Annotated in this window: 21 protein-coding genes; 8 read left to right on the top strand and 13 right to left on the bottom strand. The window is 62.9% G+C overall.

Going from position 1 to position 26,994, the window contains the following annotated elements; translation table 11 throughout:
- Positions 1-90 precede the first annotated feature (90 nt).
- Positions 91-1,629, top strand: coding sequence for a glycerol-3-phosphate dehydrogenase (glpD, locus tag ONG87_RS06290; protein WP_264382454.1), 1,539 nt, complete (start codon positions 91-93; stop codon positions 1,627-1,629).
- Between the two features lie 67 nt (positions 1,630-1,696).
- On the opposite strand, the gene ONG87_RS21110 is transcribed toward glpD, so the two are convergent.
- The 4 genes from ONG87_RS21110 to ONG87_RS06275 all read right to left on the bottom strand — a co-directional run bounded on the left by ONG87_RS21110 (position 1,697) and on the right by ONG87_RS06275 (position 4,959).
- A complete protein-coding gene (locus ONG87_RS21110) occupies positions 1,697-1,822 on the bottom strand; it encodes a PA1414 family protein (protein WP_286916280.1) in 126 nt (41 codons plus the stop codon).
- Positions 1,823-1,971: 149 nt separating this feature from the next.
- The gene (locus ONG87_RS06285; RefSeq protein ID WP_122479219.1) at positions 1,972-2,898 is read right to left on the bottom strand and encodes a DMT family transporter; all 927 of its coding nucleotides are present in this window, start codon (positions 2,896-2,898) and stop codon (positions 1,972-1,974) included.
- Between the two features lie 183 nt (positions 2,899-3,081).
- Complete coding sequence (locus ONG87_RS06280; protein WP_185793888.1) at positions 3,082-3,474, bottom strand: transcriptional regulator; 393 nt, start codon at positions 3,472-3,474, stop codon at positions 3,082-3,084.
- 141 nt (positions 3,475-3,615) lie between these two features.
- Positions 3,616-4,959, bottom strand: a complete 1,344-nt coding sequence (locus tag ONG87_RS06275) for a DEAD/DEAH box helicase (RefSeq protein ID WP_264382453.1) — start codon at positions 4,957-4,959, stop codon at positions 3,616-3,618.
- Positions 4,960-5,142: 183 nt separating this feature from the next.
- Between ONG87_RS06275 and ONG87_RS06270 the strand changes: the two genes are divergently transcribed.
- Positions 5,143-6,408 carry a mechanosensitive ion channel family protein gene (locus ONG87_RS06270; RefSeq protein ID WP_192136905.1) on the top strand — a complete coding sequence of 422 codons (1,266 nt, stop codon included), beginning with the start codon at positions 5,143-5,145 and terminating at the stop codon, positions 6,406-6,408.
- A 393-nt stretch (positions 6,409-6,801) separates the two neighbouring features.
- On the top strand, positions 6,802-8,682 hold the full coding sequence (locus ONG87_RS06265) for a methyl-accepting chemotaxis protein (RefSeq protein WP_264382452.1): 1,881 nt from the start codon (positions 6,802-6,804) through the stop codon (positions 8,680-8,682).
- A 59-nt stretch (positions 8,683-8,741) separates the two neighbouring features.
- On the opposite strand, the gene ONG87_RS06260 is transcribed toward ONG87_RS06265, so the two are convergent.
- Both ONG87_RS06260 and ONG87_RS06255 read right to left on the bottom strand, forming a co-directional pair.
- Positions 8,742-9,023 (bottom strand): hypothetical protein, encoded by a 282-nt coding sequence (locus ONG87_RS06260; RefSeq protein ID WP_122479223.1) that lies wholly within the window; start codon positions 9,021-9,023, stop codon positions 8,742-8,744.
- Positions 9,024-9,186: 163 nt separating this feature from the next.
- Positions 9,187-10,071 (bottom strand): hypothetical protein, encoded by an 885-nt coding sequence (locus ONG87_RS06255; protein WP_264382451.1) that lies wholly within the window; start codon positions 10,069-10,071, stop codon positions 9,187-9,189.
- Positions 10,072-10,323: 252 nt separating this feature from the next.
- Here ONG87_RS06255 and ONG87_RS06250 point away from each other — a divergent pair, with 252 nt between their 5' ends.
- Positions 10,324-12,267, top strand: a complete 1,944-nt coding sequence (locus ONG87_RS06250) for a methyl-accepting chemotaxis protein (protein WP_122479224.1) — start codon at positions 10,324-10,326, stop codon at positions 12,265-12,267.
- Positions 12,268-12,596: 329 nt separating this feature from the next.
- Here the strand turns inward: ONG87_RS06250 and ONG87_RS06245 are convergent, their stop codons facing one another.
- The 5 genes from ONG87_RS06245 to ONG87_RS06225 all read right to left on the bottom strand — a co-directional run bounded on the left by ONG87_RS06245 (position 12,597) and on the right by ONG87_RS06225 (position 18,959).
- On the bottom strand, positions 12,597-14,927 hold the full coding sequence (locus tag ONG87_RS06245) for a TonB-dependent receptor (protein ID WP_264382832.1): 2,331 nt from the start codon (positions 14,925-14,927) through the stop codon (positions 12,597-12,599).
- A gap of 167 nt (positions 14,928-15,094) precedes the next feature.
- The gene (locus ONG87_RS06240) at positions 15,095-16,045 is read right to left on the bottom strand and encodes a FecR domain-containing protein (RefSeq protein WP_264382450.1); all 951 of its coding nucleotides are present in this window, start codon (positions 16,043-16,045) and stop codon (positions 15,095-15,097) included.
- On the bottom strand, positions 16,039-16,551 hold the full coding sequence (locus ONG87_RS06235; RefSeq protein WP_264382449.1) for a sigma-70 family RNA polymerase sigma factor: 513 nt from the start codon (positions 16,549-16,551) through the stop codon (positions 16,039-16,041). Before ONG87_RS06235 ends, ONG87_RS06240 begins: the two co-directional genes overlap by 7 nt.
- A 351-nt stretch (positions 16,552-16,902) precedes the next feature.
- Positions 16,903-18,093, bottom strand: a complete 1,191-nt coding sequence (locus ONG87_RS06230; protein ID WP_264382831.1) for a sugar transporter — start codon at positions 18,091-18,093, stop codon at positions 16,903-16,905.
- Positions 18,093-18,959: a carboxylate/amino acid/amine transporter gene (locus tag ONG87_RS06225; protein WP_264382448.1), complete on the bottom strand. Its 867-nt coding sequence runs from the start codon at positions 18,957-18,959 to the stop codon at positions 18,093-18,095. Before ONG87_RS06225 ends, ONG87_RS06230 begins: the two co-directional genes overlap by 1 nt.
- 212 nt (positions 18,960-19,171) lie before the next feature.
- Between ONG87_RS06225 and ONG87_RS06220 the strand changes: the two genes are divergently transcribed.
- From ONG87_RS06220 to ONG87_RS06210, 3 genes are all read left to right on the top strand, one after another.
- The gene (locus ONG87_RS06220) at positions 19,172-20,113 is read left to right on the top strand and encodes a LysR family transcriptional regulator (protein WP_122479229.1); all 942 of its coding nucleotides are present in this window, start codon (positions 19,172-19,174) and stop codon (positions 20,111-20,113) included.
- Between the two features lie 154 nt (positions 20,114-20,267).
- A complete protein-coding gene (locus ONG87_RS06215; protein ID WP_264382447.1) occupies positions 20,268-20,831 on the top strand; it encodes a peptidylprolyl isomerase in 564 nt (187 codons plus the stop codon).
- Positions 20,832-20,892: 61 nt separating this feature from the next.
- Positions 20,893-22,722: an ABC transporter ATP-binding protein gene (locus tag ONG87_RS06210; RefSeq protein ID WP_122479715.1), complete on the top strand. Its 1,830-nt coding sequence runs from the start codon at positions 20,893-20,895 to the stop codon at positions 22,720-22,722.
- 317 nt (positions 22,723-23,039) lie between these two features.
- Here the strand turns inward: ONG87_RS06210 and ONG87_RS06205 are convergent, their stop codons facing one another.
- Positions 23,040-24,164, bottom strand: coding sequence for a GNAT family N-acetyltransferase (locus ONG87_RS06205; protein ID WP_264382446.1), 1,125 nt, complete (start codon positions 24,162-24,164; stop codon positions 23,040-23,042).
- Between the two features lie 278 nt (positions 24,165-24,442).
- Between ONG87_RS06205 and ONG87_RS06200 the strand changes: the two genes are divergently transcribed.
- Positions 24,443-25,726 (top strand): putative porin, encoded by a 1,284-nt coding sequence (locus ONG87_RS06200; RefSeq protein ID WP_122479232.1) that lies wholly within the window; start codon positions 24,443-24,445, stop codon positions 25,724-25,726.
- A gap of 82 nt (positions 25,727-25,808) precedes the next feature.
- On the opposite strand, the gene ONG87_RS06195 is transcribed toward ONG87_RS06200, so the two are convergent.
- Positions 25,809-26,930, bottom strand: coding sequence for a beta-ketoacyl-ACP synthase III (locus ONG87_RS06195; protein ID WP_122479233.1), 1,122 nt, complete (start codon positions 26,928-26,930; stop codon positions 25,809-25,811).
- Positions 26,931-26,994: the final 64 nt, after the last annotated feature.

Genomic DNA, 26,994 nt, shown 5'->3' with positions numbered 1-26,994 from the left:
CGTATTGGGCTAGTATTTTCGAAATTGAACATTGATGTTCGAATTCAAAGCACTCATTCGAACGCTCCTTGATAAACGCAGGAGGCTGCCATGCCCCATTCGACCTTGCCCCGCCAACCGCTGGCTGAAATCTACGACGTCGCCGTGATCGGTGGTGGCATCAATGGCGTGGGGATTGCCGCCGACGCTGCCGGGCGTGGGCTTTCCGTGTTTCTCTGCGAGAAGGACGACCTGGCCAGCCACACCTCTTCGGCCAGCAGCAAGCTGATCCACGGCGGCCTGCGTTATCTGGAACACCACGAATTTCGCCTGGTACGCGAAGCACTGGCCGAACGCGAAGTGTTGCTGGCCAAGGCTCCGCACATCGTCAAGCCCATGCGTTTCGTCCTGCCGCATCGGCCCCATCTGCGTCCTGCCTGGATGATCCGCGCCGGGCTGTTCCTCTACGACAACCTGGGCAAGCGAGAAAAGCTGCCAGGCTCACGCAGCCTGCGCTTCGGCGCCGACAGTGCGTTGAAGCCGGAAATCACCCGCGGTTTCGAATATTCCGACTGCTGGGTCGACGACGCTCGCCTGGTGGTACTGAACGCCATGGCAGCGCGGGAAAAAGGCGCACACATCCATACCCGCACCCGCTGTGTCGACGCGAAGCGTGTAGACGGTGTGTGGCAGGTCAATCTGCAGCGCGAGGACGGCAGCACATTCACCCTCAAGGCGCGCGCGCTGGTCAATGCGGCCGGACCCTGGGTAGCGAAGTTCATTCGTGACGACCTGCAGTTGCAATCCCCATACGGCATCCGCCTGATCCAGGGCAGCCACCTGATCGTGCCACGCCTGTACGAAGGCGAGCAGGCGCACATCCTGCAGAACGAAGACCAGCGCATTGTCTTCACCATCCCGTACCTGGATCGCTTCACCATCCTGGGCACCACCGACCGTGAATACACAGGCGACCCGTCCAAGGTGGAGATCACCGACGCCGAGGCCGACTACATTCTCAAGGTGGTGAACGCCCACTTCAAGAAACAGGTCAGCCGCAGCGATGTGGTGCGCACCTATTCGGGCGTTCGACCGCTGTGCAACGACGAGTCGGACAACCCATCGGCCATCACCCGCGACTACACCCTGTCGCTCAGCGGCGGCCACGGCGAGGCGCCGATCCTTTCGGTGTTCGGCGGCAAGTTGACCACTTACCGCAAGCTGGCCGAGTCGGCCATGGCACAGTTGAAGCCATTCTTCGCGCAGATGCGCGGTAGCTGGACGGCGACCAGTGCCCTGCCCGGTGGCGAAGACATGAGCACGCCGCAGGCCTTGGCTCAGGACATGCGGGTGAAAGCTCCCTGGCTGCCAAACGGCCTGGCCGAGCGTTGGGCGGTCAGCTACGGCAGCCGCAGCTGGCGTTTGATCGAAGGTGCACAGTCGGTAGTCGATCTGGGCGAGGAATTGGGCACGGGGCTGTTCAGCCGCGAAGTCGATTACCTGTACGAGCAGGAATGGGCCACCCGCAGCGAAGACGTGCTGTGGCGTCGCAGCAAGCTGGGGCTGTTCGTCGATGATGCGGCCGCGCTTCGCCTGGATGCTTACCTGGCGAAAGTCGACGCCAGCCGGGCCAATACCCAGGCGGCTTGAGCGCTGTCAGCAACGAAAAACGCCCCGTAAGGGGCGTTTTGCATGGCGCGCGACGGGCCCGGAGGGCTCAGCGCCGAGGGCGCTGCCGAGGCCGGTGGTTGTCGGCCGGGATAGGCACAGGCTGTGGTGGCGGCGGCACCAGCCCCAGTGCGACAGCCAGATCGTGGAGCCAGTTGTACAAGTTACCGTTCATATCGCCCCCCTTCAGGGAAAAGCCCGAACGACGGTCATGGTCCGTCGCTTCTGTTCGATCATAGCGCTAAGCGACGTAGGATGCATTCACGCACTTGTGTCGAAAAGTCGCAGTCCTACGTATTGATCATCTGCCGGGCAAGTAATTCATTACCTTATCCACGTTCGTAATCGTCGGCGCACCCACTGCTCGGCGCTGACCAAGGTGATGCCAAGCAGTACGAACAGCGCGCCCAGAATGAAATTCACGCTCAGCGGTTCGCCCAGCAGCAGCACACCGAACGTCACGCCGAACAGCGGGGTCATGAACGAGAACACGGCCAGATTGGACGCCAGGTAGCGTCGCAGCAGCCAAAACCAGATCAGGAAGCTGGCGAAAGACACCACCACCCCTTGGAACAATACGCTGGCGATGCCGACCGGGGTAAAACTGACCTGCGTGAACTGCCCCGTGGCCAGGGCGATGAGCAACAATCCGATCACGCAGACGATCAGCTGGTAGAACAGCGTCAGCGTCACGGGTGCTTCGGAGAGGCGCGAGGTGCGCACCACCACCGTGGTCGCGCCCCAGCACAAGCCTGCCATCACGCCCAGTGCATCACCCAGCAGCATGCGTCGGTCTAGATGTTGCCAGGAAATTCCGCCGGCGAAAGCGAAGGCGATACCGCTGAACGCCAGGGCAATGCCCAGCCATTGCAGGGGCCGCAGGCGCTCTCCGGGTAGCAGGGCGTGCAAGCCAAGCGCCGTGAACACCGGGGCGGTATAGAGAAAGACCGACATGTGCGCTGCCGAGGTCAGCTTCAGGCCCTCGGCGATGAACAAGAATTCCAGCCCGAACAGTGAGCCGGCCAGCAGCCCGGCGCGCCAGGTGTAGGGCATGTGCGCCCAGCCCCCGCGCCAGCACATCAGTGCGGCCACCAGAACCGCGGAAATGCCCGAGCGCATGGCCGCCTGCATCACCGGAGCGATATCGGGCGCGGCCCATTTTATGGTGACCTGCTGGATACCCCAGATCAGGCACAACCCGAGCATGACCTTGAGCGCGAATCCATCGGGTTGACGGCGTTCGATGCTCATCGGCGAATTGACCACGACATGACGATGCCTTCAGGCAATGAGGAATTGCCAGTGTAACAAGCCACGCGTCACAAGGCTTTCGCGGCCGCTGACCGCTCCTACATCGGCACACCGCATTCCGCCCTCGTAGGAGCGGTCAGCGGCCGCGAAGAGAGCAAGACGGTTTCAATCCATGCCAAAGGCTCAGACAATCTGCGGCTTACTGGCCAGCTCATCGAAGGTGGCCGGGTCCAGCGCATCGTCCTGCTCGTCGAGCACTTCCAGCCCGTGATCGTTATCGGGGATGCTGCTGTCGAGCAGGCTCAGCAGGCTGGAGCCACGCATCGTCAACTGGAAATTGCGGCCCGTGCCACCTTCGCTGTCAGGACGCTGCTCGATGAACCCGCGCTCCAGCAACAGCTTCTCATAGTCGCGGGCCTGGGTTTGCAACTGGTCGACAGCAGCAGGCGTGTCACCCTGAGCGGTGGCTGCATCGGCGTGGTCCTGGGCATAGCGGTGCGGGGTGAAATCCTGATTGGCGCCGTTCTGCACTTCGTGCAACAGCCGCTCGATCAACTGCCAGTCGTAAGTGGTCATCCGGAAGAACCTCCAACACATGAGTGAAAGGGCTTGCCAGGTATGGGACCGGGTGGGTGCGGGGGAGTTGCGCGAAGACAGCTTTGCGGGGTGTTTTGGCAGGTCTGGCCTCCGCCGGGAAGCCAGCCTGCCTGGCGCAGTTTACTCGCTGACAGCCGGCTTGCGACGCTTGAGCGGTGCCAGCCCGTCCTGGCTTACCAACGCCGGTGCATCGGACTTGGGACGGTTGACGCTCTTGCGCTTGGTCGGGCCCTTGGCAACGCTTTTCTTGTCGCCCTTTTTGTCCTTGTCGGTCTTTTTCTTCTTCACGCCGACCGCCTTGCCCGACGCCTTGACCTTTTTCGGTCCGCCGTAGGTACCTTTGACTTCCTTGATCACCCGGCGCTCGAAGGTCTGCTTGAGGTAGCGCTCGATGCTGGACATCAAGTTCCAGTCACCGTGGCAGATCAGCGAGATCGCCAGGCCTTCGTTGCCGGCGCGGCCAGTCCGGCCGATGCGGTGCACGTAGTCATCGCCGCTGCGCGGCATGTCGAAGTTGACCACCAGGTCCAGGCCGTCGACGTCCAGGCCGCGGGCCGCCACATCGGTAGCCACGAGGATTTTCACGCCGCCCTGCTTGAGGCGATCGATGGCCAGCTTGCGGTCCTTCTGGTCCTTGTCGCCGTGCAGCACGAACGCCTTGTATTCCTGCGCCACCAGGCGCCCGTAGATACGGTCGGCCATGGCCCGGGTGTTGGTGAAGACGATTGCCTTCTGGTACGTCTCGTTGGCCAGCAGCCAGTTGAGGATCTGCTCTTTGTGGACGTTGTGGTCGGCGGTGACGATCTGCTGGCGAGTGCCCTCGGCCAGTTGGCTGACGTTGTTGATCAGCAAGTGCTCGGGATCCTTCAACACCTTGCCGATCATGTCGCGCAGCCCGGCACCGCCGGTGGTGGCCGAGAACAACAGGGTCTGTTCACGCTGGCCGCACTCGTCGCTCAGGCGCGTCACGTCTTCGGAGAAGCCCATGTCGAGCATGCGGTCGGCTTCGTCGAGCACCAGCACCTCGACCTTCTTGAGGTCCAGGTTGCCGGCGTTGAGCTGTTCCAGCAGGCGCCCAGGGGTGCCGATGAGGATATCCGGTACCTTGCGCAGCATGGCTGCCTGCACCTTGAAGTCTTCACCGCCGGTGATCAGGCCCGCCTTGATGAAAGTGAACTGGCTGAAGCGCTCTACTTCCTTCAAGGTTTGCTGGGCCAGTTCGCGGGTCGGCAACAGGATCACCACGCGAATGTCGACGCGCACCTTGGCCGGGCCCATCAGGCGGTTGAGAATCGGCAGGACGAATGCGGCAGTCTTGCCGCTGCCGGTTTGCGCCGTCACCCGCAGGTCGCGCCCTTGCAATGCCAGGGGAATGGCGGCCAGCTGCACCGGCGTCGGCTCGACAAATTTCAGCTCGGCGACGGCTTTGAGCAGGCGTTCATGCAGGGCGAATTGGGAAAACACGGGTGTTACCTCGACGGAGTACATAAATTCGACTGCATAGGGTACCGGTTTGCGCACGATTAGCCGAATTTCTTTACCCGTAAGTCGGTAAATTGCGTGCAAATCTTTCCAGGCGTGGCGATTGCCCCACTCGATGGGCTTTAATCCCCGCCCCTTTTCAATCCGGGAGCTGCACGCCACCCCATGAACATCGAATCGCTCTGGCACCAAACCGTCACTTTCATCACTGGCCTGGACGACCAGCCGGTCCTGCAGGCCGGTGTGTCGCTGTTCCTGCTGCTGATCGCCGCCTTCGCCCTGGGCCGATTGGCGCGCTTCCTGACCCTGCACGCGGTCAAGCTGCTCAGTCGCCGGCCATCGCTGCACTGGCTCAACGACTTTTTGCACAACAAGGTCTTCCATCGCCTGGCGCAAATGACGCCGTCGCTGGTGGTGCAGTTCAGTCTGGGCTTGATCCCGGTGCTGAGCGACAACAGCAAGCACGTCATCGGCAACATCGCGCTGGGCTTCACCATCCTGTTCCTGGTACTGGCCCTGGGGGCCCTGCTCAATGCACTGATCGACATCTATGCGCGCACCGAGCACGCCCGCACCCGCTCGATCAAGGGCTACGTGCAACTGGCCAAGATGATCCTGTACATCTTCGGTGCCATCATCATCGTCGCCACGTTGATCGACCGCTCGCCGCTGTTGCTGCTGTCCGGGCTGGGCGCCATGTCGGCGGTCATCCTGCTGGTCTACAAGGACACCCTGCTGTCGTTCGTGGCCAGCGTGCAGTTGACCAGCAACGACATGCTGCGCGTCGGCGACTGGATCGAGATGCCCCAGGTGGGCGCCGACGGCGACGTCGTCGACATCACCCTGCACACCGTGAAGATCCAGAATTTCGACAAGACCATCGTCTCCATCCCCACCTGGCGGCTGATGAGCGAGTCGTTCAAGAACTGGCGCGGCATGCAGCAGTCCGGCGGACGGCGCATCAAGCGCAGCCTGCACATCGACGCCAGCGGCATACGCTTTCTCGACGAACAGGAGCAGTTGCGCCTGACCCAGATTCGCCTGCTCAGCGGCTACGTCAGCAGCAAGCAGGCCGAACTCAAGGCGTGGAACGCGGCGCAGGGCGAGGTCGCGGAACTCTCGGCCAACCAGCGGCGCATGACCAACCTGGGGACTTTCCGCGCCTACGCTCTGGCGTATCTCAACGCCCACCCGGACATCCAGCCGAACATGACCTGCATGGTCCGTCAGATGGAAGCCACCGCCGAGGGCGTGCCGCTGGAAATCTACTGCTTCACCCGCACCACGGCGTGGGCGGAGTACGAACGGATTCAGGGCGATATCTTCGATTACCTGCTGGCCGTGCTGCCGGAGTTTGGCCTGAGCGTCTACCAGAAGCCCAGCGGCGCCGATCTGCGCGGCGGGTTGGTGGCGGTGACCGGTCCGCACTGAACGCAACCCCGTTCGTAGGAGCGGTCCGTGGCCGCGAAGGGCGCACCGCGGTGTGTCAGGTACCATACGGTGCGCCCTCCGCGGCCAATGACCGCTCCTACGGGATGCCGCAGCTCCTGTGGGAGCGGGCTCTGCCCGCGAATGAGCCGCCGCGGTGTGTCAGGCACTGCGCGGTGCGCCCTCCTCGGCCGGTGACCATGTGGCGGAAAACCACGATCAGTTCTCATGTTCGCGCGCGCGCAGCCGAAACGCTGAAGACGACGGTTGTCGGCGCAACTCGATTGCCGCCATCCGGTGCTCGCCCCCAGTCCGACCTGCTGCCTGACAGCGCTGCTGCATCCCCAGCACGGCGCCTGGCTTTCGCCCCCTCATGCCCCGGAACCTCTAGCGTCCATGAACTTGAAATTCAGCCATAAAATCCTGATCGCCGGGTGCAGCATCGTCATCCTGGCGTTCGCACTGTTCACGCTCTACAACGACTACCTGCAGCGCAGCGCCATCCAGCAGAACCTCAGCGCATCGGTCAAGCAGTCGGGCGAGCTGACCGCCAGCAGCGTCAAGAACTGGCTCAGCGGCCGGATTCTGGTGATTGAAAACCTGCGCCAGAACATTGCCTATCAAGGCGATAAGGCGGACTACCCGGGCCTGCTGGACCAGCCCGTGATCACGACCAACTTTCAATTCACCTACATGGGTGTGGCCGACGGCACCTTCATCCAGCGGCCCGACACCAAGATGCCTGACGGGTACGATCCGCGTCAGCGGCCCTGGTACAAAGCTGCAGTGACAGCGGATCAAGTCATGCTGACGCCGCCCTATCTGGCATCGGTGGGTGGCCTGGTCGTCACGGTGGCAGCGCCCGTCAAACGCCAAGGTCAGTTGATGGGCGTAGTCGGCGGCGACTTGAGCCTCGACACGTTGGTGCAGATCATCAATTCGGTGGATTTTGGCGGGATCGGCCAGGCGTTTCTCGTCAGCGCAGACGGTCAAGTGTTGGTGTCGCCGGACAAGGATCAGGTCATGAAAAACCTGAAAGACATCTACCCCGGCAGCACGCCGCGAATCGAGAAGAATCTGCAGGAGGTCACCCTCGATGGTCAGGCGAGACTGCTGTCGTTCACGCCGGTCACAGGGTTGCCTTCGGCGGATTGGTACGTGGGTCTGTCGATCGACAAGGACAAAGCCTACGCCCCACTGCGCCAGTTCCGTACGTCGGCCGTGATCGCCATGGTCGTTGCCGTTCTCGCCATTGCCTTGTTGCTGACCTTGCTCATCAAGTTCTTGATGCGTCCATTGGTGACCATGGGCCGGGCAATGCGTGACATCGCGCAGGGCGAAGGCGATCTGACGCGTCGCCTGGTCGTTGAAAGCCGTGATGAATTCGGTGAACTCGGTACCTCGTTCAACCAGTTCGTCGAGCGTATCCATGCCTCCATCGGCGAGGTGTCGTCGGCTACCCGGGAAGTGCATGCATTGGCCCAACGGGTCATGCACTCTTCCAACCAGTCCATCGCAGGCTCCGACGAGCAAAGCGCCCGTACCGAAAGCGTTGCAGCTGCAATCAACGAGCTGGGTGCTGCCGCCCAAGAGATTGCCCGCAACGCCGCGCAAGCGTCGCGTCAGGCCAGCGATGCCAGCGGTCAGGCCGACGACGGTCGCCAAGTGATGACGCAGACCATCGAGGCAATAAGCACGTTATCCGAGAAAATCAGCCTGTCGTGCGAGCAGATTGAAACCTTGAACGCGGGCACCGACAACATCGGCCACATCCTCGACGTGATCAAGGGTATTTCCCAACAGACCAATCTGTTGGCCTTGAACGCTGCCATCGAGGCGGCGCGGGCCGGTGAAGCGGGCCGTGGTTTTGCAGTCGTGGCCGATGAGGTGCGAAACCTGGCGCACCGCACCCAGGAGTCTGCCGAAGAGATTCACAAGATGATCACGGCGCTTCAGGTGGGTTCGCGCGAAGCGGTGGTGACGATGAATACCAGCCAGGCTTCCAGTCAGCAAAGCATGACGGTGGCCAACCAGGCCGGCGATCGTCTGGCCATCGTGACCCAGCGAATCGGCGAGATCGACGGCATGAACCAATCCGTTGCTGCCGCTACCGAGGAGCAGACTTCGGTGGTGGAGGCGCTGAATGTGGATATCAGTCAAATCAACATGCTGAATCAGCAGGGCGTGACCAACCTCACCGAAACCCTGCGAAATTGCGATGCGCTCTCCCAGCAGGCCAACCGTTTGAAGCAGTTGGTGGACAGCTTCAAGATCTAGTCATGCCCGCTGTGGCATTCAGGCCTGATGCTTGATGAATTGTGAAGAGGCGGAAAGGCTTACCCTTCCGACTTTTCCTTAGCTTCCTGCTCGGCTGCAGAGTGTCGGGTTTCGGATTTCTCGTCACCCTCCGTCATCCACGGCTTGGCGCTCTGCTGCGCCTTGTCGATCGTCTCGTTGATCTGCTTGGCCGATTCGCTGAAGGTGTCACGCGCTGCTTCGACCAGTTGCGTCTTGGAGGTTTCGATGACCTTGTTCGCCGCGGTTTCGGCCGCGTCACAGCCGGCAAGAAGGACGGTCAGCGCGACCATGGCCGGGTAAGCGATGAGTCTGGACTGCATGGAAACCTCTGGGAGGGATGGGAATGCGCCAGATCATACCGTTACAGGTTTTTGCCGAAGCAGGGATTCTGAATCAAGGTGTGTCCTGGTAGAGGCACCAGGCCCTGGCCCCGAAGCAGATTCATCTGTAGGAGCGGTCGGTGCCCGCTCCTACAGGTAATGGTCAGTACGCCATGGACAGGCTCATGGTCACCTGAGGCACCACGCTGTCGGTTTCGCCGTTCGGGCCGCTGAGTTCGCGCAGGGTGCCATCGCGGTAGATTGCCAGGGCCTCGGCGCGGGCGCTCCAGCGTGTTTCCCCCCACTTGAAGGGCTGCTCGAGCGCCAGCCCGCTGCGGGCATAGAGACGGTCGCCGGAATCGGGACCATAGAATCCATTCCAGCCGATCCCGACCGTGCTGGGAAAACTCAAGCGCAGACCGGCATCGCTCAGGTCCACGCCCGGCTCCACGCTGCCTTGGGTATACAGGCCACTGTCCCCCTGCGTACGGCTGGTGATCGCCAAACCCGGGCGCCATGCGCCAAACCCCGAATCAGCCTGGTAGGCCAGGGTGAAGCTCGCCTCCTGAGTGGTGTCGGCGACATCGTTCGGACTGGTCTTGACCGTGTAGACAAACCCCAGCCTCAACCCCTCGACGGGCGATATCACCAATCCCAGCAGGTTGTTGCTCTCGTACCAGCGCCGCGGGCTTACCCTTTCATCGCTCGATGGATCATGGAAACCGTTGCTCGTGCTGAACACCAGCCAGGCGTTGGCACGACCGTCGACAGCCTGGTGCAGGTCCAGGGCGAAACCGGCCTGGGCATGCAAGGGCACGCGACCCAGGCTTGCCGCGTCATCGTCGTAGTTGCCGCGGGCGAAGTCGCCATTGCGGACATCCACGCTCAGTTGCGGGTGAAAGCGGCCTGATGCCTCGCCGATCTCGACACTGCCCAGTGCGGCATCTTCGGTATCGATGGAAGGCACGCTGCGCGGCGCCGCCAGGCTTGGTTGGATGACCACGGCCAGCGCGAAGGCGAACAGTGGAAGACGAGATACGGTGGGCATGCGCGAACGCTCTGTCAGAAAAGTCACTGAGTAGACTCTGCACGACTGAAAAAGTACCGCGAGCGGTCTGCCGGCCCATCACCGTTTCAGGTGCCGAAGCGACCGCCTGTCCGTCGCCCGTCGGACGCAGTTCAGCTTGACCTTTCGTCGCCGATAGGTTGAAAGCGATGCGAAGAACAATTCCCGAGACTGCACGCAGCACACTGCCTTTCCTTCTGCCGACCAACACCTATAAAACCAGCGGAATACACCATGAACATCAAGCAAAAATTGACCTGGGGGTTCGCGATCATCGCCTGCCTGCCAGTGATCGTGGTCGCCGTGCTAGTCGTCTTCAACTTGCGCGAAGCTGCCAGGGCCGACTTCGTCGACAGCAGCGGGCGGGAGATCCGTCAGATCGACAATGGCATGAAGCAGTTCTTCGATGGCATCAGCCAGAACGTGGAGTACCTGGCCAAGGACCCACGTATCGTCGCCGCCACGGGTCTGAAGAATTACTCGGGCGCAGACGCCCCACAGATTCCCCTGACCGAAAACAACCAGCGTTTGCTGGAGATTTTCGACGGTTTCGCCAAAACCCATCCGAGCACCGCCTACCTGTCCCTGGGGCTCAGCGATGGCGGCTACGCCAGTTGGCCCAACGATCCGAAGATCGCCAACTACGACCCGCGCCAGCGGCCCTGGTACAAGGCGGCGATGGCCGCGCCCGGCACCACCGTGCGCACGGACGCCTACTATTGGGCGGCCGATGATGTGTCGTTGATCGGTACGGTCCACAGCGTCACCGACGCTGCCGGCAAGGTGGTCGGCGTGGTGGGCCTGGATGTTTCGCTCAAGCAGATGACCGAACTGGTGAAGAACATCAAGCTGGGCAACAGTGGCTACCTGATGCTGATCGAAGCCAACGGCAACGTGTTGGTGGACCCCAGCGATGCAAAACACAACTTCAAGCCGCTGGCCGACCTGGGCGCCAACTACGCCGGGCTGGCCAGGCACGGCGACGGTTCGACCCAGGTCGAGATCGACGGCAAGGTGTACATGGCCAACATCGTCAGCTCGTCCGGGCTTGGCTGGCGCTTCATCGGCCTGATCGAGCGTGAAGAGGTGATGGCCCGGGCATCGAACCTGACCTGGCTGATCGCAGCCATCGCCGCAGCCCTTGCCGTGGTATTCGCCATCGTCGGTGCAAGCTTCGCCGGGGTCATCGTGCGGCCGATCCGGGGCGTCGCCAACGGCCTGCAGGAAATTGCCGAAGGCGAAGGCGACCTGACGCGTCAGCTGACGGTTCAGGGCAAGGACGAGACGGCGGCGTTGGCCGGGTGGTTCAACCAGTTCATCGGGATGATTTCGCAGCTGGTGCAACGTATCGGCACCGCATCGTCCGACCTGCAGGTGGCCGCTGCCGACACGCACGAGGTCGCACGCAATATGGATGAAGTGGCTGGGCGCCAGCGCGAAGCGGTGGAGCTGGTCAGCACGGCGTTCAACGAAATGGTCGCGACGGCCAACGAAGTGGCGCGTTCCTGCGGCGAAGCGGCCACCAGCGCCGACAATGGCTACCAACAGGTCAGCGACGGTCAGCAGCGTATTGGCGAGGCAACCACCTGCGTGCTCAAACTGAGTTCGGAGCTGCAACAGTCGACTGAAACCATGCAGCTGCTGCAGCAGGACAGCAAGAACATCAACAGCATTCTGGACACCATTCGCTCCATCGCCGAGCAGACCAATCTGCTGGCGCTCAACGCCGCCATCGAGGCAGCACGGGCCGGAGACCAGGGGCGTGGTTTCGCCGTGGTCGCCGACGAGGTGCGGGCGCTGGCCCGTCGTACCGCCGACTCGACCGGGGAAATCGACGGCCTGTTGGGCAATCTCGCTCGTCGTACCCAGGTCATCACCCAGCAGATGCAGGGGAGCCTGCAGGTGTCCCAGGACAGCGTCGAATGCATCCAGCAGGCGCGGGATAGCTTCGACAAGATTCGGACTTCGGTTGATTCGATCCGTGATCAGAACAACCAGATCGCCACGGCGGCAGAGGAGCAGCACCAGGTGGCCGAAGAAATCAACCGGCACATCGCGCAGATCCATGCCGATGCTCAGTTGGTCGAAGAGTACGCGCACACGGCACAATCGGGATCGGGGCGGCTGACAGACATTTCCGGCCATCTGAAAGGGTTGGTCGGACGCTTCAAGGTTTAAGCCGATACACCGCAGTGTCTTTTTCGCGGGCAGAGCCCGCTCCCACAGGTTCACGGTTCAACCTGTGGGAGCGGGCTCTGCCCGCGAAGGCTTCACCGCATACCGTCTGACACACCGGAGCGCCCGCTCCCACAGGGTCCCGCTTCAACCTGTGGGAGCGGGCTCTGCCCGCGAAGGCTTCATCGCATACCGTCTGACACACCGGAGCGCCCGCTCCTACAGGGTCCCGCTTCAACCTGTGGGAGCGGGCTCTGCCCGCGAAGGCTTCATCGCATACCGTCTGACACACCACAGCGCCCGCTCCCACAGATGGCTGGTCCCACGGACAGTCAGAAGCCAACCGTGGCGGAGACCAGGTAGGTTCTCGGGGTGGCCAAGGTCAACCCCGGCTCGCTATCGTCCGAAGCGCCAGCCGACGCCCAGTAGCGCTTGTCCAGTACGTTCTCGACATTGGCGCGCAGCGTGACGGCCTTGCCCTGCACCTTGAACGCGTACCGCGCCCCCACGTCGAATCGCTCCCAACTGTCGATTTCCTTGCTGTTGGCCTGATCCAGGTACTGCGCGCTGGAGTAGATCCCGCGCCCACTGAGCGTCAACCCTGGCAACGCCGGCACATCCCACTCCGCCCCCAGGTTGACATTGAGCTCGGGCGTGGCCGGTGCCCGGTTGCCATCGAAGGCGCCTGCCGTGGTACCGCTCAGCTCGCTGTCGATGTACATCACCCCGCCCAGCAGGCGCACGCCAGCGAGCGGCTCACCAAAAACGCTCAATTCCACGCCGTTGTTTTCGCGCTTGCCATTGGGCCCGAAGGTGCGGGTGACGGTGTTGGTTTCGTACGCCGGCTGCTTGATACGAAACGCGGCCGCGGTGATAGCCAGGCTGCCCAGATCGTACTTGGCACCCACCTCCACCTGGCGGCTGATGAAAGGCGGGAAAATCTCGTCCTCGTTGATCGAGGTGGAAGGCGCGATCTTGCCCTGGCTCAGGCCTTCCAGATAGTTGGCATACAGCGACAGCTCGTCGGTGAGTTTGTAGAGCACGCCTGCCGAAGGCGAAAACTTCTCCTCGTCGTAGCCCGTATCGCCTTTCACCCCATCGCTCCAGTCATCGACCTTGACCCGCTGCCAGCGCCCGCCCAGGGTCAGCAGCAAGCGGTCGTCGAAGAAGCCGAGGGTGTCGGACAGCGCCACGCCGTCGAACCTGTTCTCGGTATAGACCTTCGCGTCCTGCCGCGTGGGATTGTTCGGAGTCGGCGTCGCTATCGGGTTGTAAAGGTTGCTGCGCCCCCTGGCGTACCGCGCGCCGCCATTGGTGAAGTCCATGTAGAAATGACTGGCGGCCAGATTCACTTCATGACTGACCGGGCCGGTCTGGAACCAGTTGCGCACGCCCACCGTGGCCGTGCGCACGCTCTCGTCGCGGGTGAAGTCGCGGGGCAGTACCTCGAAGTCACCGGCATCGTTGGTGACGGACACGTTGTGCCGGAGGAAATCGTGGTTGCTTTCCCGTGCACCGATGCTGCCGTACAGCAGAGTCGAATCATTCAAATCGTACTCGCCGTTGAACGCCCCGAACGTATCCTCGGTACGCGCCTTGCTCCAGCGTTGCGCATAGTTGTCGCGAACGTGGTTGGCGCCCGGCACGCGAGCGTTGACACCGACCTGGACGCGCTCCTGCGGCGCATCGGTATCACGTTCGGTATGCCCCAGGTCGGTGGAAAGCCGCAGGCGCTCGCCGCGAAAATCCAACCCGATCACGGCCATCTCGCGGTCCACGCTCTGCTGGTCCCACGTGGTATCACCTGCTTGCTTCACCGCATTGAGGCGGACACCAAAGCGCTGATCTTCACCAAAGCGGCGGCCGACATCCACCGCGCCGCCGGCCTGGCTGTCGGAAGCGTAGCTGGCGGTGAACTCGTTGATCGGCGTATCGGTGGCACGCTTGGGCACCACGTTGATGCCGCCACCGACACTGCCTCGCGGGGAAATGCCATTGATCAACTGGCTGGGTCCGCGGAGGATGTCCACTCGGTCGGCCATTTCCATGTCGATGGAATACGTGGGCAGTATTCCGTACAACCCGTTGTACGACACATCGCTGTTGAACAGGCTGAAGCCACGAATGGTGAACTGTTCGAAACGCCCGCCTGCCGGGTTGGTGGTACGCACTGCCGGGTCGCTGGCCACCAGATCGCCCAGGGTGCGGGCCTGCTGGTTCTTGCTGGTCTCGCTGGTGTAGGTGGTCATGCTGAACGGCGTGTCCATGAAGTCTCGCGCACCCAAAAGGCCTTGCGAGCCACGCCGCGCCACCTGTCCACCGGCATACGGCTCGCCTGCAAGGCTGCCTTGCGCGGCACCGGTCACCGTGGTGGGGGTGATCTCCACGACGTCTGCCCCTTGGGGCGCAGCTACCAGGATATAGGCATTCTGCCCTACCGCCTGCAGACGCAGACCGCTACCGGCCAGCAACTGGGCGAAACCGCTTTCGACGCTGTACTCACCGGCCAGCCCGGCGCTGCGCCGACCGTCGACCAACGCGGGGGCGACCGACAGGCTGACCCCGGCCTGGCTGGCAAAGCGTGTCAACGAAGCGGCGAGATCGCCCTGCGGCACGCTGTAGACGCGAGCGCCGCCATCGGCAAGGGCCATTTGCAACGGCATCGGCGCCAGGCCGAGCAGCACGCTGAGATGCAGCGCACGAGCATAGTGGGTCGGTGGCTTGCGGGTGGACCGGGGAAACGAACGAGGGGGCCGTGCGGGCATGGCTGAAGGCTCTTTGAGTGTGCTTACCTTTCCATGACAAGCGAGCGCGCAAAAGGGGACAGGCGCTACACGGATTTTTCCTGGGGCACCAGGGTGGCCCAATAGCGCGTGCGCCACTGCACGCGCAGCGGCAGGCTGACCGCCAACAGATTCAATACCTGATCAGGCTCGTCCAGGCGAAAACTGCCGGTCACGCGCAGGGCTTCCAGTTCGGGCTGCCAGCGCAGAATGCCGGGGCGATAACGGTCCAGCTCGCGCAGAAACTCCCCCAGGGGCTGGTTGAGGGCAACGATCACGCCTTCGCGCCAACCCGGTTGGCGAGGATCGAAACCGGTGATCGGACCAGGCCCTGCGTCGGATAACTGTATACGTTGCCCCGCGCGCAAGGTAAGCGCGGCAAAGCCTGTGGGGCGAACCTCTGCCTGCCCGGCAAGCACCGACAGCCGACAGACGCCGCTGCCCTCGCGGACGTTGATTTCACCCTGGTCGAGCCTCACGTCGGTGAGCGCCGTGCGGATGTGGAACGGCGTGGCGTCGGCCAGGTGCAACATGATTTCTCCGCGCCGCAGCCTGAGTTGCCGTTTTTCGGCATCGATATCGACCGCCGTCGAGGTATTGATATGCAACACGCTGCCATCGGCCAGTGTCAGTCGGCGCCGCTCGCCAGTCCCGGTGGCCTCATCGGCGCGCCAGGCGTCGAGGGGCAGCTCGCGCGCGAGCCACCAGCCGGCGGGGGCCACTACGGCTACGCCCAGCAAGCCCTTGAGCATGTCGCGACGGCCTGGCGCCGGACGATCCAGGCTGGCCATGGCCAGCGCCGGCGGCAGGATCTGGAAGCGGCCCTTGAGCGCCGATACCCGCCGCCAGGCCGACTCGTGGGCGTCGCTGGCTTCACGCCAGCGTTGCAGGCGGGCAAGATCCTGCTCGCTGACCGCGCCGGACTCGATGCACACCCACCAGCGTGCCGCCGACCGGGCAACCCGACGTGCTTCGTCGCTCGGCTCGGGGCTCAGCACAGCTCGGCCAGCAGGCAGTGCTCGTAGGCCTGCGCCATGTAGCGCTTGACGCTGCGCTCGCTGACCTGCAACCGTTCGGCGATTTCCCGGTACCCCAGCCCCTCCAGCTGGCTGAGCAGAAAGGCGCGGCGAACTGCGGTGGGCAGGCCATCGAGCAGCTGATCCAGGGCGTGCAGGGTTTCCAGCACCTGCCAGCGCTGTTCCGGCGAAGGCGCGACGTCTGCAGGCAGCGTGGCGAGCGCATCCAGATAAGCTTGCTCCAGGCTGCGCCGTTTGTAGAAGTTCACCAGCAGACGTTTGCCGACGGTCTTGAGATAGGCGCGAGGCTCCTGCAGGTCAGCCACCGACCGAGGGCTGGCCAGCACCCGGACGAACGTATCCTGGCTAAGGTCCGCCGCATCCCAGGCACTGCCCAGCCGGCGGCTGAGCCACTGCTCCAGCCAGCTGCGATTGTCGCGGTAGAGCGTTTCGAACGCCCGAACGTCCGCCCCCGCAAGATCGACCATCATCGGCACCTGTCAGATGTAAATGAGATCGATTGTATTTTAAAAAGGGTTGCAAGCGGAACCGTTAGTTACGCCCTCGATGCTGCATCCGACCAGCACGCGGTCACCCAGGCAAACCGCATGCGCCGCCGACGCGGCTCGCGCCGCTGCTACAGGGACCGCGTTGCCCTGTATCAGGCCTCAACGCGTTACCCCAGAAACACCGCATTCCCCTGCATCCGGCCTTAACGCGTTCCCCCGACCCCCCGCATTCCCCTGTATCGCGCCTCAACGCGTTACCCCAGAAACACCGCATTCCCCTGTAGCAGCGGCGCGAGCCGCGTCCGGGATCGGCGCGGTGTTGCAGACCGGTCAACCCGAGGCGGGTGCCGAATGACCACGCCGATACGTGGTGTGCCAGCACAGCAGCAAGCCCGCCCCCGCCATCAGCGCACCGACGTTGCCGATGTTCGCCACCCCCAACTGGGTGATCACCACACTGCCCAGCAGCGCCCCACCGCCAATGCCGACATTATAGATGCCCGAATGCAGCGCCATGGCCACGTCCGTGGCATCCGGCGCCAGCTCGAGCACCTTGGACTGCATCGCCAGGCTGAAGCACATGATCGATATGCCCCAGACCACGCTCACGACACTCAGGTAGGTGGCGTGGCGCGCCAGCGGCAACAGCAGCATCAGGCACAGGCCCAGCAGGGCGATCGACACCACCATGAAGCTACGCGGATAACGGCCGCTGTAGCGGCTGAACACCAGCGAACCGATCACCCCCGCGCCGCCGAACAGCAGCAGCAAGGTCGTGGTCATCTCCCCGCTCATGCGTGCCGCCGCCTGCACGAACGGTTCGATGTAGCTGTAGGCCGTGTACTGCGCAGTGATCACCAGCGCCGTGGTCACGTACAGCGCGACCAGCACCGGGCGCTTGAGCAACATGGGCAGGCTGCGCAGCGAACCGGAGTTCTGACTCGGCAGCGCCGGCAGGCTTTTCGCCAGCCACAGCCCCACCGCCGTCGCCACCACACCGATTCCGACGAACGTGGTGCGCCATCCCAGCGCCTCGCCCACCACCCGCCCCAGCGGTACGCCCAGCACCATGGCCAGGCACGTCCCGGTGGCCAACAACCCCAACGCCTGGGTGTGCTTGCCCGGTGGCGCCAGCCGCACCGCCAGCGATGCCGTGATCGACCAGAACAGCGCGTGGGCAAAGGCGATACCGATGCGACTGGCCAGCAACACTGCGTAGCTCCAGGCGACACTGGACACCACATGGCTGACCACGAACAGCATGAACACCCCGATCAGCAACCGGCGACGTTCGACGTTGCGCGTCAGCAACATGATCGGCAACGACATCAGCGACACCACCCAGGCATACACCGTCAACATCAGCCCTACTTGCGCCGTTGGCATGGCGAAGCTCTGACCGATGGACGTCAGCAGCCCGACCGGCGCGAACTCCGTGGTATTGAAGATGAACGCCGCCAGTGCCAGCGCGATGACGCTGGACCAGTTGCGTGTGGACGTTTCTGTGGATCCTGTTTTCATCATGCTCGCACCTTGCTGTCACGCACGCCCAGACGGCTCAACCACACCGAGAAAAGGATCACCCCGCCCCCCAGGAACAGCCGTCCCAGTGGTTCGTCCTGGTTCCAGATCAGCAGGTTGAGCAGCAGACCGACCGGTACATGGAGGTTGTTCATCACCGCCAGCGTCGCCCCCGGCACGAGGCTTGCGCCCTTGTTCCACCAGTACATGCCGAGCGCCGTCGACACCAGCCCGAGAAACGCCAGCACGCCCCATTGCAAGGGCGCCTGCGGCAGGTGGTCGGAGTTGCCGAACAGCAGGAATGCCGGAAGTACCACCAGCAAGGCGCCGACATAGAAATAGCCGAAGCGGCGGTATTGCGGCTGATCGCTGGGGTGGCGCGCGAGCAGATGCTTGTACAGCACCTGACCGGCAGCATAGGTGAAGTTGGCCACCTGCAACAGCAGGAAACCGATGAAGAAGTCCGGGCTGACGCGGTCGAAGCGGATCACGGCGGCACCTGCCACCGCGACCAGGGCCGCTACCAGCGCCCAACGGTTGAAACGGCGATTCAGCGCATCCTCGATCAAGGTCACGTGCACCGGCGTCAGAATGGTGAACAGCAGCACTTCCGGCACGCTCAGCACGCGAAAACTGAGGTACAGGCACACGTAGGTAATGCCGAACTGCAGCGCGCCGATCAGCAGCATGGCGCGCAGAAAGCGCGGTTCGACCTGGCGCCAGCGGGTCAGCGGCAGGAACACCAGCCCGGCGAGCAGGACCCGCGCGAGGACGGCAAAATAACTGTCGACATGACCGGCGAGGTATTCGCCGATCAGGCTGAAAGAGAAGGCCTGGATGAGGGTGACGATCAGAAGGTATTGCATGGTGCGCCCCGAATTTGCGAGGCGCGGACCTTAGCGCATCTGGGGCAGGTCAGGCCAGTGAAGCCAGCGTGGGATCGATGGAAGACCCCTGGATACCTGCCCCGACCCATCAAATAAGTTGTCTTGTCCGATCATTCCTCTACCCTGTGGCGCATCGAGACGGATCGCTGCACCCTCGGGCGGGCGGTGCGCACAAGACACAGGAGTCGAAGATGAAAGCGCCGCGCGTCACCCTTGATCAATGGCGAACCCTGCAGGCCGTGGTCGACCATGGCGGCTTCGCCCAGGCGGCCGAAGCCCTGCACCGCTCGCAGTCTTCGATCAGCTACACCGTGGCCCGCATGCAGGACCAGCTCGGGGTACCGCTGCTGCGCATCGACGGGCGCAAGGCAGTGCTCACCGACGCCGGTGGCGTGCTGCTGCGCCGTTCCCGGCAACTGGTCAAGCAGGCCAGCCAGCTGGAAGACCTTGCGCACCACATGGAACAGGGCTGGGAAGCCGAAGTCCGCCTGGTGGTCGACGCGGCCTACCCCAACGCACGGCTGATTCGTGCCCTGACCGCGTTCATGCCGCAGAGCCGCGGCTGCCGAGTGCGGCTGCGCGAGGAAGTGCTGTCGGGGGTCGAGGAAGTGCTGCAGGAAGGCGTCGCCGACCTGGCGATCAGCAGCTACAGCATTCCGGGCTACCTGGGCGCCGAAATGAGCGCCATCGAATTCATTGCCGTCGCGCACCCCGAACATGCCCTGCTGGCCATGGGCCGGGCGCTGAGCGTGCAGGACCTGCACGGCCACATGCAGGTGGTGATCCGTGACTCGGGCCGCCAGCAACCGCGCGACGTCGGCTGGCTGGGCGCAGAGCAGCGCTGGACCGTCGGCAGCCTGGCCACCGCCGCCAGCTTCGTCGGCAGTGGCCTGGGCTTTGCCTGGTTGCCCCGACACATGATCGAACGCGAGCTGCGCGAAGGCACCCTCGCCGCCTTGCCCCTGGAACAGGGCGGCAGTCGGCACCCCACGTTCTATCTGTATTCGAACAAGGACAAGCCGCTGGGTCCAGCCACGCAGATTCTCGTCGAACTGCTGCGCACTTTCGATACCGCCCCGCTGGACGTGCCGATCCTGGCGCTGGAGCAGGTGGTGCTGGATCAGGGCGCCTGACCCCCTCGTTCTGCGAACATTCGGTAACATTGATTTTGCCCCTGCGGCTCGCCGTGGCCGTCCTTTGGCGGCACGCTTGCCACACATTGCCCCGAACGCTTGCGCCGCTTTTGGCTCAAAGCATTTGCCTCCCCTTTTCAAGGACTTCATACCCATGCTGAAAAAAATCCTTCTGGCCGCCTGTTCCCTGTCCCTGGCGGGCCACCTGATGGCCGCCGACGCCCAGCACCCTCACGTGTTGCTCGACACCAGCATGGGCCCGATCGAAGTCGAGCTGGACGCAGCCAAGGCACCGGTCAGCACCGCCAACTTCCTTGCCTACGTCGACAAGGGCCACTACAACAACACCGTGTTCCACCGCGTGATTCCGGGCTTCATGGTCCAGGCTGGCGGCTTCACCGCAGACATGCGTGAGAAGGCAACCCAGGGTCCGATCAAGAACGAAGCCGACAACGGTTTGCACAACGTCCGGGGAACCCTCGCGATGGCTCGCACTCAAGTAAAGGACTCGGCCACCAGCCAGTTCTTCATCAACCAGAAGGACAACGACTTCCTCGACCATGGTGGCCGTGATTTTGGCTATGCAGTCTTCGGCAAAGTGGTCAAGGGCATGGAGGTGGTCGACCAGATCGCCAACGTACCGACCACGACCTCACGCGGCATGCAGAACGTGCCCAGTGATCCGGTGATGATCAAGTCGGCGAAACGCGTGGACTGATCCGCACGCCACGTCGGCCCCGGCCAGGACCGTCAACCCGCACAGGAGAGCACGCTTGAGCATTTATCGCCGCTTCGAACAATGGATCGATATCTTCCGCGAAGCGCCTACGGAAACGCCCCCCAACAAAGTCCTGGCCTTCTACATCTACTACCTCAAGCAGGTGTGGCCCAGCTTCGCCACCCTGTTGGTGGTGGGCTTGATCGGTGCATTGATCGAAGTCGCACTGTTCCGCTACCTCAGTCGCATCATCGACATGGCCCAAGGCACGCCCAACGTGCACTTCTTCAGCGACAACGCGCTGGAGCTGACCTGGATGGTGGTGGTGGCGCTGGTGTTCAGGCCTATTTTCATCGGCCTGCATGATCTTCTGGTGCACCAGGCGATCAGTCCCGGCATGACCAGCCTGATTCGCTGGCAGAACCACAACTATGTGCTCAAGCAGAGCATGAATTTCTTCCACAGCGACTTCGCCGGGCGCATTGCCCAACGCATCATGCAGACCGGTAACTCGTTGCGCGATTCGGCGGTCGCCGCAGTCGACGCCCTGTGGCACGTACTGATCTACGCGATCAGCGCCCTGGTGCTGTTCGCCGAGGCCGACTGGCGGCTGATGATCCCGCTGATCCTGTGGATCGTCGCCTATGTGATCGCGCTTTATTACTTCGTTCCAAGGGTCAAGGAACGCTCGGTAGTGTCTTCGGACGCGCGCTCGAAACTGATGGGCCGCATCGTCGACGGTTACTCCAACATTGCCACGCTCAAGCTGTTCGCCCATACCAGCATGGAGCAGCAGTACGCGCGTGATGCGATCAGCGAGCAGACCGAGAAAACCCAACTGGCAAGCCGCGTGATCACCGCCATGGACTTCGCCATCACCACCATAAACGGCCTGTTGATCGTCGCCACCACGGGGTTGGCGCTGTGGCTGTGGACGCAGTCGCTCATCTCGGTGGGCGCGATTGCCCTGGCCACCGGCCTGGTCATCCGTATCGTCAACATGTCCGGTTGGATCATGTGGGTGGTCAACGGCATCTTCGAAAACATCGGCATGGTGCAGGACGGCCTGCAGACCATCGCCCAGCCCGTCAGCGTGACCGACAAGAAGGGCGCTCCACGGCTCAAGGTCGACCGCGGCAACGTGCGCTTCGAAGACGTGCACTTCCATTACCCCAAGGGCGACAGCATCATCGAGGGTCTGACCCTGGATATCCGACCGGGCGAGAAGATCGGCCTGATCGGCCCCTCAGGGGCGGGTAAGTCGACTCTGGTCAACTTGCTGCTGCGCCTGTACGACCTGCCCAGCGGCCGCATCCTGATCGATGGCCAGGACATTGCCGAGGTGACCCAGGAGAGCTTGCGTGAGCAGATCGGCCTGATCACCCAGGACACCTCGCTGCTGCACCGCTCGATCCTCGATAACCTGCGTTATGGCAAGCCCAATGCTACCGAGGAACAGGTCTGGGAAGCGGTACGCAAAGCCCGCGCCGATGACTTCCTGCCGCTGCTGTCCGACAGCGAAGGCCGCCGTGGTTTCGACGCCCATGTGGGTGAACGCGGCGTGAAGCTCTCCGGCGGCCAGCGCCAGCGCATCTCGATCGCCCGTGTCCTGCTGAAGAACGCGCCGATCCTGATCATGGACGAAGCGACTTCGGCGCTCGATTCCGAAGTCGAAGCGGCGATTCAGGAAAGCCTGGAAACCTTGATGAAAGGCAAGACCGTGATTGCAATTGCTCACCGCCTGTCCACCATCGCCAAGATGGATCGCCTGGTGGTGCTGCAGAAAGGCAAGGTGGTCGAAATCGGCAGCCATACCGAGCTACTGGCGCAGCGCGGTCTGTACGCAAGGCTGTGGCATCACCAGACCGGTGGCTTCGTAGGCATGGACTGATCACCCCTGTGGGAGCGGGCTCTGCCCGCGAAGGCAACACTGCGGTCTACCAGACACACCTCAGTGCACCCTTCGCGGCCACTGACCGCTCCCACAGTTGATCGCATGACCGCATGTCACACCCACCCCCCTGTGGGAGCGGGCTCTGCCCGCGAAGGCAACGCTGCGGTCTGCCAGACACACCTCAGTGCACCCTTCGCGGCCACTGACCGCTCCCACAGTTGATCGCATGACCGCATGTCACACCCCCCCCTTGTAGGAGCGGTCATCGGCCGCGTAAAGCGCGCCGCGATGCATCAGGCATACCCATGGAATGTTCAGGCCTGCCGATACGGCAGCGCCTCCCGCGCCCGATCGGCGTAGTCCAGCACCCCAGCCCGCTCGGCCTGCAGAAAATTTTCCACCGCATCGCGTAGCCCTGGGTGGCGCAGGTAGTGCCATGAGCGGGTGATCACCGGCTCGAACCCGCGAATCAACTTGTGCTCGCCCTGCGCCCCGGCATCGAACCGCTCGATGCCATGGGCGATTGCATAGTCCATGCCTTGATAGAAACAGGTTTCGAAGTGCAGCCGGTCATACTCGGCCAGGCAGCCCCAATAACGGCCGTAGAAACTGCCCCCACCCACCAGGCTGAAAGCCATGGCCACCGGACGCCGCTCGTGAGTCGCCAGCACCAGGCGAATTGCCTCGGGCATGCGTTCGGCCAACAGGCTGAAGAAATCACGGGTCAGGTAAGGCGAGCGCCCGCGCACCTGGTACGTATTGGCATAGCATGCATAAACGAAATCCCATTCGGCTTCGCTCACCTGGCTGCCTTCGCGCCATTCGAACTCGATGCCCTGGGCTCGCACCTGCTCCCGCTCCTTGCGCATCTGCTTGCGCTTGCGCGAGCTCAGTGCGTCGAGAAAATCATCGAAGTCCCGATAGCCTCTGTTGTGCCAGTGATACTGGCAGCCCAACCGCTCCATCCAACCCTGCTCGGCCCTCAACAGTTCATCGAGGGCGGGGTCGGTGAAATTGACGTGGGCACCACTGAGCCCTTCCATCTCCAGATAGCCTGGCACACAGCGCAGTAGCTCGACCCCGTCCCCAGGGAGACGCGCAAGCAGTCGCGGGCCACTGACCGGACTGAAGGGCACCGCGCCAAGCAGCTTGGGGTAATAGTCGATACCGGCGCGCTCGCAGGCGTCGGCCCAACCGTGGTCGAACACGTACTCCCCGTAGGAATGCCACTTGCGGTAGCTGGGCAACGCCGCCACCAGCCGCCCTTCTTCGATCTGCACCAGGTGCTCGGGCGCCCAGCCCGAGCGCTCGCCCAGGCTGCCGCTGTCCTCCAGCGCGCTGAGAAAAGCATGCCGCAGGAACGGCTGCGGTTCAGGCAGCAGCGCGTCCCACTGCGCGGCGTCGATGGCGGACAAGCTGGCAGCTACATGCAGCGGCATCGGTAGGGCTCCAATTGACGGGACGTGCCGCCCAGTATCGCGCAGGCTCTCGTCGCGGTCACCCGCGAATACGGTGCCATCATTCGGCAAAGGCTCTGGCTCAAGCTATTCAGTCATTTCAGTGTCATCGCTAAGCCATTGTTCTGACATTATTTTGTCATCACCCCTCGCAATACTTGCGCCAGTTTTCCGGGGTCAGCCACGCCGTCTGCCAGGCGCGTCCGGAAGTACTTTCAGGCTCGGCGCTTGCCGGCCTTTTTTGCGATAGGGAGAATGTCATGCGTCGTGTTTCAACACTCACCAAGGTCAGCCTGAGCGCCACCGTCCTCATGGCCATCAGCACCCAGGCCAGTGCCGCAGTCGATGCTAAGCTGCTCGACATGCTGCGCGCCAATGGCTCGATCAACGCTGCGCAATACGCCGAATTGAAGACCGAGCTCGACGGTGAGAAACAGGCCCAGCAAGTGGCCGCCGCCGAACAATCGAAGAAGATGAGCGCGTTCGACCAGAAAGTCGCCTGGGCCGCAAAGACACAGATCAAGGGCGACGTACGCCTGCGCCACGAAAGCATCAACGTCGATGGCGAGCGTGATGGTTCCAGCGGCGACCGCAACCAGGACCGCCAGCGCATCCGCGCCCGCATCGGCGTCTACAGTGAAATCAACCCACAGGTCGATGCCGGCATCCGCGTCGCCACCGGCAGCAGCGCCGACGCCCGCTCCACCAACCAGAGCCTGGACGGCGCCTTCAGCAAGAAATCCATCTGGCTCGACCAGGCCTACCTCGACTGGCACCCTACCGCCATCAAGGACCTGCACCTGATCGGCGGCAAGATGGCCCAGCCTTGGGTCAGCATGGGCGACGTGATCTGGGACGGCGACATCAACCCCGAGGGCGTAGCCGCCACCTACAAGCTGCCTCTGGGCGGCGCTGAGCTGTTCGGCAGCACGGGCTACTACGTACTGACCGACAACATCGACGGCGAAGGTCGCCAGTTCGAGCACGACCTGCGCATGTACACCGGCCAGGCCGGCGCGCGCTTTGCGCTGGGCGACAACGTCAAGATGACCCTGGGCGGCAGCGTCTATTCCTACGACAACGACAACGCCACCAACGCCGCCGCCGTGCTGGCCGTCAACGGCAACGCCTCCACCGAATTCACCCTGTACGAAGGCTTTGGTCAACTGGACATCACCGGCCTGCCGTTGCCGCTGTCGGTCTATGGTCAGTACGTGGTCAACGGTGATGCCGAAGCCACCGCTCTGGTCGGCAAGCAGGACACTGCCTGGCTGGCCGGCTTCAAGACCAAGTTTGCCGGCTTCGGCCTGGACTACAACTACCGCGACGTGCAGCGCAACGCCGTGGTGGGGGCTTTCACCGACTCCGACTTCGCCAACGGCTTCACCGGCTCGCGCGGCCACAAGGTCAAGCTGGGCTACGAAATCGACAAGAACTTCGCCGTGGGTGCCACCTACTTCCTGGCCGAATCCGACGTTGCCAGCCGGACCCGCACCGATGCCGACGTGAACACCCTGCAACTGGACCTGGAAGCCAAGTTCTAACTCCACATCGCCCTACTGAAAAAGGCGCAACGTGCGAGTTCATCGCAGGTTGCGCCTTTTTCATTGGTGTTGCGGCAGTCGATCAGCGCTTGCGCAGAATCACGCTGCCGATGGAGTAGCCTGCGCCGAAGGAGCTCAACACCCCGAGCGAGCCTGGCGCCAGATCATCCTGATGGGTGTGCAAGGCAATCACCGATCCCGCCGAACTGGTATTGGCATACCGGTCGAGAATCACCGGCGCCTCGTCGACGCTGGCGTCGCGGCCAAGCAGCTTCTTCACGATCAAGTGATTCATGCTCAGGTTGGCCTGATGCAGCCAAAAGCGCCTGACGCTTTGCACGGCAATGTCGTTCTGCGCCAAATGGGCGCTGATCAGTTCGGCAACCATCGGGCAGACTTCCTTGAACACCTTGCGGCCTTCCTGCACGAACAGCTTGTCGTCGCCTCCTGCCCCCAACGCTTCGGCCCGATTGAGGAAACCGAAGTTGTTGCGGATATTGTTGGAGAACTGCGTCTGCAGACGGGTGCTGACGATGTCGAACTGGTTAGTCGAAGTGGCCAGGTCTGCCCGTTCCACCAATACGGCCGTTGCTGCATCGCCGAAGATGAAGTGGCTGTCGCGGTCGCGGAAATTCAAGTGCCCGGTGCAGATCTCCGGGCTCACCACCAGCACCGCGCGCGCCTGCCCCAACTGCACGCTGTTGCTTGCCTGCTGGATACCGAACGTGGCCGAGGAACAGGCCACGTTCATGTCGAAACCGAAACCCTGGATGCCCAGCGCCTGCTGCACTTCGATGGCCACTGCCGGATAGGGACGCTGCAGGTTGGAACAGGCGACGATCACCGCGTCGACATCGGCGGCCGTGCGGCCAGCCCGTTGCAAGGCCTGCTCGGCGGCTGCAACCGCCATCTGGCACAGAATCGACTGCTCGTCGTTACCGCGTTCAGGCAGGTGCGGTCTCATCCGCTGCGGATCGAGAATCCCGGCCTTGTCCATGACGAAGCGGCTCTTGATGCCACTGGCCTTCTCGATGAAAGCCGCGCTGGACGGCGCCAGCGCCTGTGCATCGCCACGCTCGATGGCGGCGGCGTTGTCTGCATTGAACGCTTCGACGTAGTGGTTGAAAGACTCGACCAGCTCTTCGTTGGAGATGCTCTGGGCCGGCGTATACAGGCCGGTGCCGCTGATGACGACGTTATGCACGCTCGTTCCTCTATTGTTAGGGGCAACTCATTCACATGGACGCCACGCAGGCCCAGGTCAATCG

Origin of the sequence: Pseudomonas sp. MM227 (assembly GCF_947090715.1) — a bacterium.
Classification (GTDB): Bacteria; Pseudomonadota; Gammaproteobacteria; order Pseudomonadales; family Pseudomonadaceae; genus Aquipseudomonas; species Aquipseudomonas baltica.
The sequence above is the reverse complement of the archived record's forward strand: the minus strand, read 5'-3'. Positions and strand labels throughout refer to the sequence as shown.